This is a genomic window from Pseudomonas sp. B21-032, assembly GCF_024748965.1.
GTDB lineage: Bacteria > Pseudomonadota > Gammaproteobacteria > Pseudomonadales > Pseudomonadaceae > Aquipseudomonas.
On sequence record NZ_CP087180.1, the window covers coordinates 4,114,425 to 4,130,176 of the forward strand.

Annotated in this window: 14 protein-coding genes; 9 read left to right on the forward strand and 5 right to left on the reverse strand. The window is 62.5% G+C overall.

Annotated elements, in window-relative coordinates:
• Positions 1-52 precede the first annotated feature (52 nt).
• The gene (locus LOY54_RS18905; protein WP_258607572.1) at positions 53-829 is read left to right on the forward strand and encodes a CPBP family intramembrane glutamic endopeptidase; all 777 of its coding nucleotides are present in this window, start codon (positions 53-55) and stop codon (positions 827-829) included.
• 190 nt (positions 830-1,019) lie between these two features.
• Positions 1,020-2,585 carry a PAS domain-containing methyl-accepting chemotaxis protein gene (locus LOY54_RS18910; protein ID WP_045194965.1) on the forward strand — a complete coding sequence of 522 codons (1,566 nt, stop codon included), beginning with the start codon at positions 1,020-1,022 and terminating at the stop codon, positions 2,583-2,585.
• Positions 2,586-2,627: 42 nt separating this feature from the next.
• On the opposite strand, the gene LOY54_RS18915 is transcribed toward LOY54_RS18910, so the two are convergent.
• From LOY54_RS18915 to LOY54_RS18930, 4 genes are all read right to left on the reverse strand, one after another.
• Positions 2,628-3,515: a pseudouridine synthase gene (locus tag LOY54_RS18915; protein ID WP_258607573.1), complete on the reverse strand. Its 888-nt coding sequence runs from the start codon at positions 3,513-3,515 to the stop codon at positions 2,628-2,630.
• Positions 3,516-3,565: 50 nt separating this feature from the next.
• A complete protein-coding gene (locus tag LOY54_RS18920; RefSeq protein ID WP_045194969.1) occupies positions 3,566-3,877 on the reverse strand; it encodes a hypothetical protein in 312 nt (103 codons plus the stop codon).
• Between the two features lie 92 nt (positions 3,878-3,969).
• The gene (locus LOY54_RS18925) at positions 3,970-4,401 is read right to left on the reverse strand and encodes a D-Ala-D-Ala carboxypeptidase family metallohydrolase (RefSeq protein ID WP_258607574.1); all 432 of its coding nucleotides are present in this window, start codon (positions 4,399-4,401) and stop codon (positions 3,970-3,972) included.
• 93 nt (positions 4,402-4,494) lie between these two features.
• The gene (locus LOY54_RS18930; protein WP_123565427.1) at positions 4,495-4,731 is read right to left on the reverse strand and encodes a glutaredoxin family protein; all 237 of its coding nucleotides are present in this window, start codon (positions 4,729-4,731) and stop codon (positions 4,495-4,497) included.
• Between the two features lie 178 nt (positions 4,732-4,909).
• On the opposite strand from LOY54_RS18930, the gene LOY54_RS18935 reads away from it, so the two are divergent.
• On the forward strand, positions 4,910-6,868 hold the full coding sequence (locus LOY54_RS18935; RefSeq protein WP_093380714.1) for a monovalent cation:proton antiporter family protein: 1,959 nt from the start codon (positions 4,910-4,912) through the stop codon (positions 6,866-6,868).
• Positions 6,869-6,873: 5 nt separating this feature from the next.
• On the opposite strand, the gene LOY54_RS18940 is transcribed toward LOY54_RS18935, so the two are convergent.
• Positions 6,874-8,082 (reverse strand): ammonium transporter, encoded by a 1,209-nt coding sequence (locus tag LOY54_RS18940; protein ID WP_258607575.1) that lies wholly within the window; start codon positions 8,080-8,082, stop codon positions 6,874-6,876.
• A gap of 301 nt (positions 8,083-8,383) precedes the next feature.
• On the opposite strand from LOY54_RS18940, the gene LOY54_RS18945 reads away from it, so the two are divergent.
• The 6 genes from LOY54_RS18945 to LOY54_RS18970 all read left to right on the forward strand — a co-directional run bounded on the left by LOY54_RS18945 (position 8,384) and on the right by LOY54_RS18970 (position 15,742).
• The gene (locus tag LOY54_RS18945) at positions 8,384-8,698 is read left to right on the forward strand and encodes a YqjD family protein (RefSeq protein ID WP_045194981.1); all 315 of its coding nucleotides are present in this window, start codon (positions 8,384-8,386) and stop codon (positions 8,696-8,698) included.
• A gap of 9 nt (positions 8,699-8,707) precedes the next feature.
• The gene (locus LOY54_RS18950; RefSeq protein ID WP_045194982.1) at positions 8,708-9,085 is read left to right on the forward strand and encodes a phage holin family protein; all 378 of its coding nucleotides are present in this window, start codon (positions 8,708-8,710) and stop codon (positions 9,083-9,085) included.
• Positions 9,082-9,414 (forward strand): hypothetical protein, encoded by a 333-nt coding sequence (locus LOY54_RS18955; RefSeq protein ID WP_045194984.1) that lies wholly within the window; start codon positions 9,082-9,084, stop codon positions 9,412-9,414. Before LOY54_RS18950 ends, LOY54_RS18955 begins: the two co-directional genes overlap by 4 nt.
• 413 nt (positions 9,415-9,827) lie before the next feature.
• Complete coding sequence (locus LOY54_RS18960; RefSeq protein ID WP_093387412.1) at positions 9,828-11,159, forward strand: deoxyguanosinetriphosphate triphosphohydrolase; 1,332 nt, start codon at positions 9,828-9,830, stop codon at positions 11,157-11,159.
• Positions 11,160-11,450: 291 nt separating this feature from the next.
• Complete coding sequence (locus LOY54_RS18965; RefSeq protein ID WP_045194987.1) at positions 11,451-12,077, forward strand: response regulator transcription factor; 627 nt, start codon at positions 11,451-11,453, stop codon at positions 12,075-12,077.
• A gap of 8 nt (positions 12,078-12,085) precedes the next feature.
• Complete coding sequence (locus tag LOY54_RS18970) at positions 12,086-15,742, forward strand: transporter substrate-binding domain-containing protein (RefSeq protein ID WP_258607576.1); 3,657 nt, start codon at positions 12,086-12,088, stop codon at positions 15,740-15,742.
• The last annotated feature ends 10 nt before the right edge of the window (positions 15,743-15,752 follow it).

Below are 15,752 nucleotides of genomic sequence, written 5' to 3' on the forward strand. Positions count from 1 at the left end.
ATTGTAAAAGCGCAGTCGAAGGTTTCACGTTTTGCTTTTCAAAGGATGTCTCATGCTTGCCCCGCAATGGATCGGCCTGGCGCTGCTCGGCCTCGGTTACCTCTTCGCCCTGCTCAAGGGCAACCTCGGCCTGCTGGCCCTGCCCACCCTGATTGCCCTGCTGTGTGCAGGCTTGCTGGTACGCCGCGCGAGCCTCTGGCAAAAGCTGGTCGGCCATGCCCTGTTCGTGCTCCTGGCCTTTGCCCTGGCCCTGCACATGCTGCCCGGTTTCAGCGGCGCCAAGGTCATCGACAAGGTGCGTTTTAGCAGCGAAGCCCTGCCCTTCTCCATGTACCTGAACCTCGACAAGCCGCTGATCGGCTTCTGGCTGCTGCTGGCGTGCCCCTGGGTGCTGGCCCTGAAGAACAAGCGCCCACTGGCGAGCCTGGCCTGGACCTTGCCATTGGTCATCGCGGTCTGCCTGGGCGGCGCCTGGCTGCTGGCAATAATCGCCTGGGCGCCGAAGTGGCCTGAACAGGCGTGGATCTGGGCCATGAACAACCTGCTGCTGGTGTGCCTGACCGAAGAGCTGCTGTTTCGCGGCTACATCCAGGGCGGCCTGCAACGCCTGCTGAAAAACCAGAACCTGGCCCTGCTGCTGGCCGCCAGCCTGTTCGGCCTGGCTCATCTTGGTGGCGGCTGGCAATGGGTGCTGCTGGCTGGGCTTGCCGGTGTCGGCTACGGCCTGGCATACCGTCATGGCGGCATTTTCGCCGCAGTACTCTGCCATTTCGGCCTGAACCTGGCGCATTTCGCCGGTTTCAGTTACCCGATGCTGGCGCCGTTGTGAACTTGCGGTCATTAGCTGACTTTTGTGTCAAAAACATGAAAGAATGCAGCTAATTTGTTGAACTTTGCACGAGTGACTTAGCGCAGGTCAGATCAGGACTCATTGATCGAAATCAAGCCCTGCAAATATTCATTCAACAAAACCCCCGGCGTGCCGATACCTCTCGAAAGCCTTGCGGATTGAACAGCTAATGCGTAACAACCAGCCGATTACCCAGCGCGAACGGACTTTCCCAGCTCAGCAACGGTTGATTTCGACCACTGATGCCAAGGGCGTTATCACTTACTGCAACGACGCCTTCGTCGAAATCAGCGGCTTCTCCCGCGAGGAGCTGATGCGCGCACCGCACAACCTGGTCCGCCACCCGGATGTGCCGCCTGCTGTGTTTGCGCATATGTGGACCACGCTCAAGCAAGGCCTGCCATGGATGGGCATCGTCAAGAACCGCTGCAAGTCGGGTGACCATTACTGGGTCAACGCCTATGTTACGCCGGTGTTCGAGAGCAACCAGGTGGTGGGCTTCGAATCGGTGCGGGTCAAGCCCACCGCCGAACAGGTACGCCGCGCCGAAGCGCTGTACCAGCGCATCAACCAGGGCAAGCCGGCCATTCCGCGCCGCGACAAGTGGCTGCCGGTGGTGCAGGACTGGCTGCCGTTCATCCTCATCAGCCAGATCGGCTTCCTGATCGGCAACTGGCTCGGCCATTCCTGGGGCTTTGCCCTGGCAGCCGGCCTTTCGGTGCCGCTCGGCCTGCTTGGCCTGAGCTGGCAGCAACGCGGCCTCAAGCGCCTGCTGCGCCTGGCCGAACAAGCCACTTCCGACCCGCTGATCGCGCAGATGTACACCGACAGCCGCGGCGTGCAGGCGCGCCTGGAAATGGCCATGCTCAGCCAGGATGCGCGGATGAAAACCTGCCTGACCCGCCTGCAGGATACCGCCGAGCACCTCAACGAGCAGGCGCGCCAGTCCGATACCCTGGCCCACAACAGCTCCTCGGGCCTGGAACGCCAGCGCGTGGAAACCGAACAGGTTGCCGCCGCCGTCAACCAGATGGCCGCCACCACCCAGGAAGTGGCCAACCACGTCCAGCGCACGGCCGATGCCACTCAGGAAGCCAATCGCCTGACCGGGCGCGGCCGTGACATCGCCGGGGAAACCCGCGAAGCCATCCAGCGCCTGTCGGCTGCCGTCGGCGAGACCGGCCTGACCGTGACTCAGCTGGCTCGCGACAGCGACGAAATCGGTGGCGTGGTCGATGTGATCAAGGGCATTGCCGACCAGACCAACCTGCTGGCCCTGAACGCCGCCATCGAAGCGGCCCGGGCCGGTGAGATGGGCCGCGGCTTTGCCGTAGTGGCCGACGAAGTGCGCCAGCTGGCGCAACGCACCGCCGAATCCACCGGGCAGATCCACGGCCTGATCGCCAAACTGCAACAGACTGCCAACAGCGCAGTGCAGACCATGGAAAGCGGTCATCGCCAGGCTGAAGAAGGCGTTGCACGGGTGATGGAAGCCGACCAGGCATTGGTCGGCATCAGCGAAGCGGTAGCCAACATCACCGACATGGCCACGCAAATTGCTGCTGCCACTGAAGAGCAGACCGCGGTGGCCGACGAGATCAGCCGCAACATCAGCACCATCGCCCAGCTGGCCGACCAGACCTCGGAACAGGCCCAGCACTCGGCGCTGCTCAGCGAAGAACTGACCCGCACCGCCACCAGCCAGTACTCGCTGGTGGAACGCTTCAACCGCTAAGCCCGGCCGCGCATCGCCATTGGCGGTGCGCGGCTCCCCGCCTTACCAGTCGAGCGTCAGCCGGCTTTCAAAGTATCGCTCTGCACCGCTCAACGGGTCATTGAAACGCAGGCTGTGCGCCAGCAGTTTCAGCGGCTTGCTGTAGTCGTCCGGCCCCTGAACGATGTCCGGATAGAACGGATCGTTGCAAATGCTCGCGCCCAGGGAGGTCATGTGCACGCGCAGCTGGTGCGTCTTGCCGGTCACCGGCGACAGCCCGTAGCGCCACAGCTCGCCATTCTTCTCCAGCACCTGGGCGAGGGTTTCGCTGTTGCTCACCCCTTCCACTTCCTGCATGCGGAAGAACGGCTCGCCATTGACCAGGCGACTTTTGTGCACCAGTGGAAACTCACGCGCGGGCAAGGCGCGGGCGATGGCCTGGTAGCGCTTGTCGATCTGCCGGTTTGGAAACAGCGACTGATAGGCCGAACGGCTCTGCGGGTTGGCCGAGAACAGCACCAGCCCGGCGGTGTGCCGGTCGATGCGGTGCAAGGGCACCAGGTGGGGATTGTCCAGGCGGCGGATCAGCCGGCGCAGCAAGGTCTGCTCGACATATTCGCCGGTCGGGGTGACTGGCAGGAAATGCGGCTTGTCGGCAACCACCAGGTGCTCATCGATGTGCAGGATGGCCTCTTCGACCGGGATCGGTTTTTCGTTCGGCACTTCACGAAAGTAGTGAATGCGCAGGCCCGGACGGTAGGCAAGCGCGGCATTGATCGGCGCACCCTGGGCATCGAGCACCCGGCCGCGGGCGATACGATCGAGCCACTGCTCGCGACCGATGGCCTTGAAGTGCTCGCTCAGGCAATCGACCACCGTCGCCCAGTTGCCGGGCGGCAGGCAGACAGTACTGGCTTGATGCTGTGCCGGATCGAAGGGAGGCGTGGCCATGGAAACACTCAGGACGAAAGGACCGGGCATTATCGCCCATGCCCGCCCGCTCAGCCAGCTTCGGTGGCTGCAGCCTCGGTGAACTCCTTGAGCCAGCGCAGCACCTCGACCGCCTCCCAGCGGCCGGGGTCGTAAAGGGCGTACAACAACCCCTGGTAACCGACCACATCCAGCGGCCGGTGGTAACCCGCGCGCTGGAACAGCGCCTCGATCTCGGCAAAGCAGGTATTGAAATGCACTTTATTGAACGGCGTCTTGCCTTCCAGCACCAGGCCGTCAAGGCGCAACTCGAGCACCGCTTCACTCACGACCTCGACAGCCATGCGATTGACGGAGTATTTCAGTTGTTCGACATTGACCATTGATCCGGACCCTCGACGCAAGCGCCACCCCTTTACTGTATTTATATACAGCATATTCAGAGAAGTCGCCTGCGTCAATCAGACGACAGCTGTCAGACCAGACCCGGCAGGTAGCCACTACCGCGGCGAATGGTCAGCACCTGACGGCGTGGCACTTGCGTGCTGAGGCCAAAGTGCACCCACTGGTCGTATTCGAGGATCAACTGATCGAACATCACCTCACTGTCCTTGATTCGCCTGGCCAGTTCGCTCGGCGCCAGCCCGGTCACATTGATATCCACCGCCAGGCCGAGGGTATGCGCACTCCTGGGCGAGCCACCGATTGCCTTGTTGAGGGCCTGCGAACGGTAGCCGCTGCTGACTCTAATCGGCCGGCCGACCAGGCGGCGAACCTCTTCAAGCACAATGCACAGTCGTTGCAGGTTACTGATGACCTGCGCTTCGGGGTTATTGTCGATACCACGACGAGCGGCAGTCTCCGAGGTAATCATCTCGGCGAGGGAAAAATGTGCGGACAGCTGCATGGGACCATTCCTTGGCATTGTGTATTCGCCAGGGATTGTCCTCGCACCCTTGAATCAACGCACGACAGGAAGCCGCTCCCCGCGCGCCCTGCTTTACTGCAAGAAGGTCACCACCTGTTCAGGGTCAAACGGCCAGTTCAACTCTGCACCGGTATCACATCTACGCAGCACCGGAATGAGTAGGCCATAGGTGTCGATCATCCCCTCGTGCTCGGCGATATCGACCAGTTCGACCATCAGGCCATGCTCGACAAACGGCATCAGCAGCGCCTCGGCCACTTCGCACAGGTGACAACCCAAGGTGCCGAACAATTGGCATTCAGGAGGCATTTATGGGTACCAGCATCTGTAGGAACGGATCATTATTCTAGGTCTGCAATCGGGGCCAGTCGAGCGCCGCCCCTGAAGCCGGCCAACGGCAATGAAGTGCTGATGTACATCAACGGCCAAATCGCGTAAGTCGTTCAGACTTAATGGTTTTTTCGCTGTTTTCGCAAGGGAGTGTTTTGTGTTTGCCAACCTGTTGATCATCCTGGCCTCATCGCTGGTCGTCATCGCGTTCTTCCGGCGCCTGAAGTTGCCACCGGTACTTGGCTATTTGTGTGTCGGCCTGTTCGTCGGCCCTACCGCCCTGGACTGGGTCAACGAAAGCGAAGAGCTGCCGGACCTGGCTGAAATGGGTGTGGTGTTTTTGCTGTTTTCCCTGGGACTGGAATTTTCCCTGTCGAAAATGCTCGCCTTGCGCAAGGTGGTGTTTGGCCTCGGCAGCCTGCAGGTGATCTGCACCAGCATCCTCCTCGCCGGGCTGCTGGTATTGCTTGGCATGCAACCCAACGTCGCCCTGATGCTCGGCGCAGGCCTGGCGCTGTCGTCGACGGCGATCGTCAGCAAGGAGCTGACCAGCCTTGGCGAAATCTTCAGCAGCCATGGCCAGAATGCCATCGGCGTGCTGCTGTTCCAGGACGTGGTGGCGGTGCTGCTGCTGACCCTGGTCCCGGTGTTTGCCGGTCAAGGCGGCCAGGCCTGGTACTGGGCTTTGCCGCTGACCCTGGGCAAGACCGTGATCCTCTTCTTCGGCCTGCTGCTGGCCAGCCGCTGGCTGCTGCCACGGCTGTTCCATGAGGTAGCCAGCTCGCACTCAGCTGAGCTGTTCGTCTTGCTGGCGCTAGTGATCGTGCTGTTGACCGCCTGGCTGACCCACCTGCTGGGGTTGTCCCCGGCCCTGGGCGCGTTTCTCGCTGGCATGTTGCTGGGTGAAAGCAATTATCGCCATCAGATCGAAGCCGATATCCGCCCGTTCCGCGACATTCTGCTCGGGCTGTTCTTCGTCAGTATCGGCATGCTCATCGACCTGCAGTTGTTCGCCAGCCACGGCTGGCAGCTGCTTGCCCTGACCCTCGCCCTGCTGCTGATCAAAGGTGTGGTGGTGGCCGCCCTGGTGCGCTTGCGCGGCAGTGATGCCGAGACCGCCTGGCGCAGCGGCCTGGCCCTGGCCCAGGGTGGCGAGTTCTGTTTCGCCCTGATGGCGCAGATGCAACAGACCCGCCTGCTGCCAGAAGAGCTGGGCAACCTGCTGCTGGCCGCGACCTTCTGCTCGATGCTGGTCACCCCGCTACTGCTGCGCGCAGCGCCGAGCATCGCCGCCCGCCTGCACCGCAAGCCCAACCAGGAGATCCACCTGGAAGAGATCGAAGCGCAAAGCGCGGCAATGAATGGCCACGTGCTGATCTGCGGCTACGGCCGCGTCGGCCAATCGATCGGGCGATTCCTGCGGCGCGAGAACATCGCCTTCATTGCCCTGGATGACGACCCGGTGCGCGTTCAGGAAGCTGCCGCCGGGGAAAACTGCGTGCATTACGGCGACTCGCGGCGCGGCGAACTGCTCACCGCCATCGGCCTTGAACGCGCGCGCCTGCTGGTGATTGCCGTGGACAAGACCGACATTGCCCTGAGCGTGTTGAAAGCCGCCCGCGAGCGGCACGCCCAGGTGCAGATCCTGGTGCGAACCCGTGATGACAGCCAGCGTGAAGAACTGCGCGCCGCCGGCGCCACGGCGGTGGTCCCGGAGCTGCTTGAATCCAGCCTGATGCTGGCCTCCCACGCCCTGGTCATGCTCGGCCTGCCGCAAGAGCAGGTGCAGCAGCGCGTCGATGAAGTGCGCAAAACCCGCTACCGCTTGCTGCATGCCTTCTACCATGGCGCCCAGACCAGCCCGGTCGACAGCGAGGGCCTGCCCAAGGCGATGATGCACGCGGTCAACCTCGGCGCCGAAGCCTACGCCTGCGGCCGCCCCTTGAGCGAGCTGGGCCTGGAGCAACTGGGCGTTGAGTTGCAGGCGGTGCAGCGCCAGGGCGAGGAGCTGAATGTCGACACCGGCACCTGCCTGCACGCCGGCGATGCCGTATTGGTCAGCGGTCCATTGAGCGCGGTAGAAGCCTGTGAGGCGCGCTTGCTCGCCGGGCGCTGAGCCGTTCAGTCCTGACTGGTGGCGCCGATCTTATGAATCGACAGGTCGGCGCCGTAGTACTCCTGCTCCTGACTCAGGCGCAAGCCGTGCAGCAACTTGATGCTGCCATAGACGGCAAAGCCACCGAGCAACGCCACCAGCACCCCGGCCAGGCTGCCGATCAGCTGGCTGGCCAGGCTCACCCCACCCAAACCACCCAGCGCGCTCTGACCGAAGACTCCACAAGCGATCCCGCCCCATACCCCGCACAAACCATGCAGCGGCCACACGCCCAGCACGTCGTCGATCTTCCAGGTGTTCTGCGCGGCAATAAAACACCAGACAAACAAGGCCCCGGCAATCGCCCCAGTGGCCAGCGCCCCCACCGGGTGCATCAGGTCAGAACCTGCGCACACCGCTACCAGCCCGGCCAGCGGGCCGTTGTGCAGGAAGCCCGGGTCGTTACGCCCGACCAGCAAGGCGGCGACAGTACCGCCGACCATGGCCATCAAGGAATTGACCGCCACCAGGCCGCTAACCCCTTGCAGGGTTTGCGCGCTCATGACGTTGAAGCCGAACCAGCCGACAATCAGAATCCACGAACCCAGGGCCAGAAACGGAATGTTCGACGGCGCAAAGGCCACCAGCTTGCCGTCGCGATAGCGGCCGTTGCGCGGCCCCAGCAACAATACCGCCGCCAGCGCCAGCCAGCCGCCCATGGCATGCACCACCACGGAGCCGGCAAAGTCATGAAAGCCTGCGCCAAAGCGTGCCGTCAGCCAGGCTTGCAGGCCGAAGTTGCCATTCCAGACGACGCCTTCGAAAAACGGATAGACGAAGGCAACGATCAGCACCGTGGCGCACAATTGCGGGGCAAAGCGCGCCCGCTCGGCAATGCCACCGGAGATAATCGCCGGAATGGCTGCGGCAAAGGTCAGCAGGAAGAAGAACTTCACCAGGCTATAGCCATGCTCCTGGCTCAATACCTGGGCCGGCTGGAGAAAACTCACGCCATAGGAAATCCAGTAGCCGACAAAAAAGTACGCCAGGGTCGAGACGGCAAAGTCGCTGAGAATCTTCGACAAGGCGTTGACCTGGTTCTTGTGCCGCACCGTGCCCACCTCGAGGAAGGCGAAGCCTGCGTGCATGGCCAGGACCATCACCGCCCCCAGCAGGATGAACAGCGTGTTGGAACCGTGGACCAGGGTGTCCACCGCGCTTTGCAAATTTTCCATGGAGTCGGCAGGCCCGCAAAAAAAGCACCAAGACAGCCCAGAAGTACTCCTTGGTGCACCAGCCTGGATCGTTGTGACGGCCACCTCCCTGGCCGATCCGGGTGATACGGGAGTTTTTCCTTGGGTTTGTCGTGGATTGGGTTAAGGTTTACAGGTCCGGTAAGGGCCCGCGCCCACAATCGGCGCGGGCACCGGTCCTGGCGCACCAAGGCAAAGCAAAAGCTGTACCAGCCAATTGCACTTGAACCTTCGCCCGCGCCCACGACTCGAAATAGCCACACACACTGTTAGGGAGAGCCCCATGGCCAGCAAATCGGCAAAGACTGCTCAAGACATATTGATGGCTGACTTCCAGGCCCTGGTACGCGATACCGAGAAGCTGCTGGAACACACTGCAACCCTGGCCGGCGATCAGGCCGACGACCTGCGCGAGCAGATCCACGACAGCCTGCTGCGCGCCCGGGAAACCCTGCAACTGACCCAGGACTCGGTCCGCGAGCGCGGCCAGGCGGCCCTGAGCGCCACCGAAGACTACGTGCAGAGCAACCCCTGGCAGTCGATCGGCATTGCCGCCGGCGTAGGGTTTCTGATCGGCCTGTTGGCCACCCGCCGCTGAGGACCGAGCATGGAAAGCGAACCACTGGCCGGTGCCGGCCCCTCCAGCAAGCGCCTGGGCGCGGCAGTGCTGGGCCTGTTGCATGGGCATGTCGAATTGTTCGGCATCGAGCTGCAGGAGCAGAAAGCCCGAACCCTGAGCCTGCTGCTGTTCGCCGGGCTGGCCCTGGTGTTTGCCCTGCTGCTGTTGACCGCCCTCTCCGGCCTGGTGCTGGTGATGCTCTGGGACAGCTACCGCCTGGCCGGCATCATCGGCCTGTGCGTGTTTTACGGGCTTGCCGCAGTGTTTTGCGGCCTGCGCCTGAAGGCAGCGGTGTTCGATGAATCGTCGCCGTTCAGCTCGACCCTCGAAGAACTTGCCAAGGACCGGGAGCGCCTGTTGCCATGAGCCTGCCAGAACTGCCGCAAACCACCAACCGCCGCGAATTACGCAAGGCCCTGGTACGCCTGCGCCTGGAGATGCACCGCCAGGAAATTCGCCACGAATCCGGGCAACTGCTCAACCCCCTGACCCGCTTGCGCGCCATGGGCGATTCGCTGCAAGGCGGCCTGGGCATCAAGCACGCGCCGCTGTGGGGCATTGGCGCCGTGGTGCTGCTGGGCTTCCTGACCGGCAAAGGCGCCCGCAGCGGCAGCGTCAGCCGCCTGGTGCGCCTGGGCACCAGCTTGATTCCATTGTTGAAACTGGCCATGCAAGGGGCTGGTAGCAAGCGTTAAAAAGCAAGAGCGAAGCGCATTGCGATCTTGACCTTGATCTGCTTTTGATCTTGATCCACCGGCCCCGTTAACCAGAAGGGCCGAGTGCAGGTGTTGCGAAGGGGCGAGTGCGCAGCACCTTCGGCGTTAGCCGAAGTTGCGAAACGTAGAGTTGCTTGCAACTCGAAGTTCGCAATGCCCCGTAGCGACACCGGAGCGAGGGAACCCGAAGCGCAGCGCAGGGCCCACTGGTGGGGCGAGAATTTTTGCTTACTTTTTTTTCGACTGAAAAAAGTAAGCCGCCGTAAAGGCGGAAGGGGCCCGCCAGTACACCCGATCAAATGGATAAGCCCACAGATCGCAAGAACACACTTGCACCCCCCGACCCAAACCCCGAAGCTACCAACCTGCCCCAAAACCCCGGAGAAATGGCCTTGGATTGGCACACCCTGCTCACCCGCGAACGCCTCGGCAAACCCCTGCACAGCCCCGAAGAACTCGGCCGCAGCCCGTTCCACAAAGACCACGACCGGATCATCTTCTCTGGCGCCTTCCGCCGCCTGGGGCGCAAAACCCAGGTTCATCCGGTGTCCAGCAACGACCACATCCACACCCGCCTGACCCACTCCCTGGAAGTCAGCTGCGTCGGCCGCTCACTGGGCATGCGCGTCGGCGAAACCCTGCGCGCCAGCCTGCCGCAATGGTGCGAACCCAGCGACCTGGGCATGGTCGTGCAGTCCGCCTGCCTGGCCCATGACATCGGCAACCCGCCGTTCGGCCACTCCGGCGAAGACGCCATCCGCCACTGGTTCCAGCAGGCCGCCGGGCGTGGCTGGCTCGACGCCATGAGCGAGGCCGAACGCGCCGACTTCCTCAACTTCGAAGGCAACGCCCAGGGCTTTCGCGTGCTTACCCAGCTCGAATACCACCAGTTCGACGGCGGCACCCGGCTGACCTATGCCACCCTCGGCACCTACCTCAAGTACCCCTGGACCGCCCGCCATGCCGACGCCCTGGGCTACAAGAAGCACAAGTTCGGTTGCTACCAGAGCGAACTGGCGCTGCTTGAACAGATCGCCCGCAAGCTCGGTCTGCCGCAGCTTGAAGAGCAACGCTGGGCGCGTCATCCGCTGGTGTACCTGATGGAGGCCGCCGATGACATCTGCTATGCGCTGATCGACCTCGAGGACGGCCTGGAAATGGACCTGCTCGACTATGCCGAGGTCGAGTCGCTGTTGCTCAGCCTGGTGGGCGACGACCTGCCGGAAACCTATCGCCAGCTGGGCCCCGACGATTCGCGCCGACGCAAGCTGGCGATCCTGCGTGGCAAGGCCATCGAACATCTGACCAACGCCGCCGCGCGTGCCTTTGTCGAGCAACAGGACGCCCTGCTGGCCGGCACCCTCGGCGGCGATCTGGTCGAACACATGCACGGCCCGGCCAAACGCTGCGTGCTGCAGGCCAAGGACATTGCGCGCAAGAAAATCTTCCAGGATAAACGCAAGACCCTGCACGAAATTGGCGCCTACACCACCCTGGAGATTTTGCTCAACTCGTTCTGTGGGGCGGCCCTTGAGCAACATGGCGGACGCACGCCGTCGTTCAAGAGCCGACGCATCCTCGACCTGCTCGGCAAGAACGCACCCGACCCTGACGCCTCGCTGCACAGCTCGTTCTTGCGCATGATCGACTTCATCGCCGGGATGACCGACAGCTATGCCAGCGAAATGGCCCGCGAAATGACCGGCCGCTCAAGCCCGACCTGATCGCGACCACAGCGTACTGCCCGGCATTCGGGCAGTGCGATTTCGCCGATAAGACGTGAGAAACCACCTACACACTGCAAACAACAATAAACTTACCTTATCCTTCGCAACATCAACTTACTATCAACACTATTGACACTGCCACCATACAGAAACCCCTGTAATCCTACATTTCAAAACCAGTAGGACTTTTCCTATATATCATTTAACTCCCCTTGAGTTCATGTGCGACCTGTTCTATCTGCGCTAAGGTGCCGTTTCTCCCTCTGGCACCTTTATGGAAACTTCACCATGTACTCTGTATTCATCGTCGACGATCACCCGGTCATCCGCCTGGCGGTGCGCATGCTTCTGGAGAATGAGGGCTATCGCGTCGTCGGCGAATCGGACAACGGCGTAGACGCCATGCAAATGGTCCGCGAATGCCTGCCGGACCTGATCATCCTCGACATCAGCATCCCCCGGCTCGATGGCCTGGAAGTGCTCTCACGCTTTCACGCCATGGGCATCCCGCTGAAAATCCTGATATTGACCGCACAATCGCCGGCACTCTTTGCCATTCGCTGCATGCACTCCGGTGCTGCCGGCTATGTGTGCAAACAGGAAGATCTCAGTGAACTGCTCAGTGCGATAAAAGCGGTGCTTTCCGGTTATAACTACTTCCCCAGCCAAGCGATCAATCCGCCACGCAAACACGAAGATTGCGCCTCGGAACTGGACCTTTTCAAACAGGTCAATGACCGCGAGTTAATGGTGCTGCAACTATTTGCCCAAGGCCGAAGCAATAAGGAAATTGCCCAGGGCATGTTTCTCAGCAACAAAACTGTCAGCACCTACAAGAAACGGCTGATGCAAAAGCTCAAGGCCAGCTCGCTGGTCGAACTGATTGAAATGGCCAAACGCAATGCACTGGTGTGAGGCCACTCATGCTTAGGCGGCGCCTGACCCTGTTGTTGTGCGGCGTATTGGCCTGCCTGAGCCATGTCACGCAGGCAGACGAAGTCGCCGCCAGCCCGTTCACCCTGTTCAGCCGGGCCGGGCCGATTGCCATGCAACTGTCGCTGACCCCGGCCCAGCGCCTGTGGATCAAGGGCAAGGGCCAGCTGGTGCTGGGTACTTCAGCGCCGGACTACCCGCCGTTCGACATGACCGCCAGCGGCCGTGACTACGAAGGCCTGACCGCCGATTTCGCCGGGTTGATTGGCTCAGCCCTGGACCTGCCCATCCAGGTAAAGCGCTTCGCCACCCGCCAGGATGCGGTCAAGGCCCTGGCCCAAGGGCAGATCGACCTGCTGGGCAGCACCAACGGCTACGAGGCGGCAACTCCCGGCATTGCCCTGTCCAAGCCCTACGCGGTCGACCAGCCGGTGCTGGTCACCCGCGAGAACGAGGCGCGCCCGCTCGACATGGGCCTGGCCGGCCTGCGCCTGAGCATGGTCTATCACTACCTGCCGATGGACGAGGTACTGGCCAGTTACCCGGACGCCACCATCCAGTCCTACCCCTCTTACCAGAACGCCCTCAACGCCGTGGCCTTCGATCAGGCCGATGTGTTTCTCGGTGACACCATCTCGACCCATTACCTGATCAACCAGGGCCATTTGCAGAACATCAAGATGGCCAATTTCGGCAAGCACGAACCGGTCGGTTTCAGCTTTGCCGTGCAGCGCAACAACCAGCCTTTGCTGGAACTGATCAACGCCACCCTCGACAGCGTCTCCAGCAGCACCCGCGAAAGCATCTTCAAACGCTGGAGCGCCGGCAGCGACGTGCTGCTCACCGACCGCAAGCTGCAGCTGTCGCAACGCGAAGAGCGCTGGCTCAGCGGCCACCCGGTGGTGCGCGTGGTGGTCAACGAAACCGCCGCGCCGCTGACTTTTTTTGACAGCGCCGGCAATTTTCGCGGCATCGCCGCCGATCTGCTGGAGCTGATCCGCCTGCGCACCGGGTTGCGTTTCGAGGTACAACGGGCCAGCGGCATCAGTGACATGATCGACCGCCTCAACCATGACCAGGCCGATGTGATTGCGGCAATTTCCCCCAGCCCGCGGCGCGCGGGCACCCTGGCGATCAGCCGCCCCTACCTGGAAAACTCCTACGTCCTACTCACACGCAAAGGCAGCGACCAGCCGGACTCGCTGGAGCAGATGAACGGCCGGCGTCTGGCCCTGACCCGCGACAGCCCGCTGTTCGAAGACTTGCGCCAGCGTTTTCCCGGCATCCAGCTGATCGAAACGGAAAGCACCTTCTTCTCAACCTCGCTGCTGGCCAGCGGGCATGTCGATGCGGCCATCACCGCGCTGATCAACGCCAACTTCAGCCTGGCCTCCCAGCGCGACCTAACGATCCGCGCCTCGGTCGGCGCCGAGCCTGCGACCTTCGCCATGGCCACGGCGCGAGGCGCCCAGGAGCTGGCGTCAATCCTCGACAAGGCGTTGCTGAGCATCGCCCCGGAAGAGCTGGGCATCATCAACAGCCGCTGGCGTGGCTACAGCACCGAAACCGACGCCTATTGGCAGAAGTACCAGCGCCTGATCCTCCAGGTTGTACTGGGTACCAGCCTGCTGTTGCTGCTGTCGCTGGCCTGGAACGCCTGGATGCGCCGCCAGATCAAGCAGCGCGAGGCCGCCGAGCGCGCCCTCAACGACCAGCTCGAGTTCATGCGCGCACTGCTCAACGGTACCCCCCACCCGATGTACGTTCGCGATCGTGCCGGGTTGCTGCAAAGCTGCAACGACAGTTACCTGGAAGCGGTGCAGGCGCGCCTTGAGGACGTCCTCGGCAAGCGCATCCAGGACAGCACCCTGGGCGACAGCTGCTATGCCAGCCAGATCCAGGCCGATTACCAGAAGGTCATGCGCGAAGGCATTCCGCTGATCGTTGACCGGCCCCTGCTGCTCAGGGAACGGGAACTGACCATCTACCACTGGATCCTGCCTTACCGCGACTCGCTTGGCGAAGTACAGGGCATCATTGGCGGCTGGATCGACATCAGCGAGCGCCGCCAACTGATCCAGGACCTGCGCCTGGCCAAGCAACGCGCCGACGATGCCAATCGCGCCAAGAGCGTGTTCCTGGCGACCATCAGCCACGAAATCCGCACGCCGATGAACGCCATCATCGGCATGCTCGAACTGACCCTCAAGCGGGGCGACCAGGGGCATATCGACCGACCGGCCATCGAAGTGGCCTACAACTCGGCGAGAGAACTGCTGGCCTTGATCGGCGACATTCTCGACATGGCCCGTATCGAGTCCGGCCACCTGAGCCTGGCACCAGAGCCCGTTAACCTGGCCGGGCTGGTCGAGTCGGTCGGGCGTGTGTTCGATGGCGTGGCCCGCCAGAAAGACCTGCGCCTGAACCTGGACATCGCCGCGCAAGCACGCTGCGAAGTATTGCTCGACCCGCTGCGGTTCAAGCAGATTCTTTCCAACCTGGTCAGCAATGCGATCAAATTCACCGAACAGGGGCAGGTCACCGTGCACCTGGTTCTGGAGCCCGGCCCACAAGCGGATCACCCGACCCTGAAGATAACGGTCGAGGACAGCGGCATCGGCATTCGCCCGCAAGACCAGCAGCGCCTGTTCCTGCCCTTCGCCCAGGCCGATCCGGACAGCAACCTGGCCCGCAGCGGCACCGGCCTGGGCCTGGCCATCAGCCGCGACCTGTGCCAGTCGATGGGCGGCAACCTGAGCTTGCACAGCGTGTTCGGCCAGGGCACCCGTGCGTGCATCAGCATGCCCCTGACCCTGCTGGCTGAAACGGCCAAGCCGGACGCCCCCGTAGCGGTGCCCTGTGCGGTGCTGCCAGCGCTGCGGATCCTGGTGATCGATGACCATCCGGCAAACCTGCTGCTGATCGCCCAGCAGTTGAACTTTCTCGGGCTCGAACACGCCAGTGCCGACAATGGTTTCAGCGGCCTCAATGCCTGGCGTCAGGCGCACTTCGATGTGGTAATCGTCGACTGCAACATGCCGCAAATGAACGGCTACCAGTTCACCCAGGCGTTGCGCGACCACGAGCGACAGTACCAATGGTCACCCTGCACCATTCTCGGCTACACCGCCAATGCCCAGCCGGAAGTGCGCGAACGTTGTCGCCAGGTCGGCATGGATGATTGTTTGCTCAAGCCTATCAGCCTCAACGCCTTGGGCCAGCGCCTGGCCCGGGCGCCACTGATGAGCGCCCGGCCGGCGCCGCCTGCGCAGTTGCCGTTCGATCTGCAAGGGCTGGAGCCTGTGGTCGGCAACAGCATCAACGACCTGCGCCAGTTGCTTGAAGAACTGCTGCGCAGCTTCAAGCGCGACGGCGCCCAACTCAAGGCGCTCGACCCTGGCCGCGATGTAGCGCAAATGATGAGCCAGGCGCACAAGATTCTCGGCCCGGCGCGGATCATTCAGGCCAACGGCCTGATCCACGCCTGCGAACAGCTCGAGGCCGATTGCCAGGCCAACCTGGCGCCGGCCATGCTGGAGCGTCGGCAACGGCAGATCCTGCACATCCTCTCGGTGCTTGAGCAGGCATTACAGGGGTATTTGCACGAACACTTGCCGGAGCAGCGCTGTTCCAGCGGCACCACCTGAACAGGCGGCG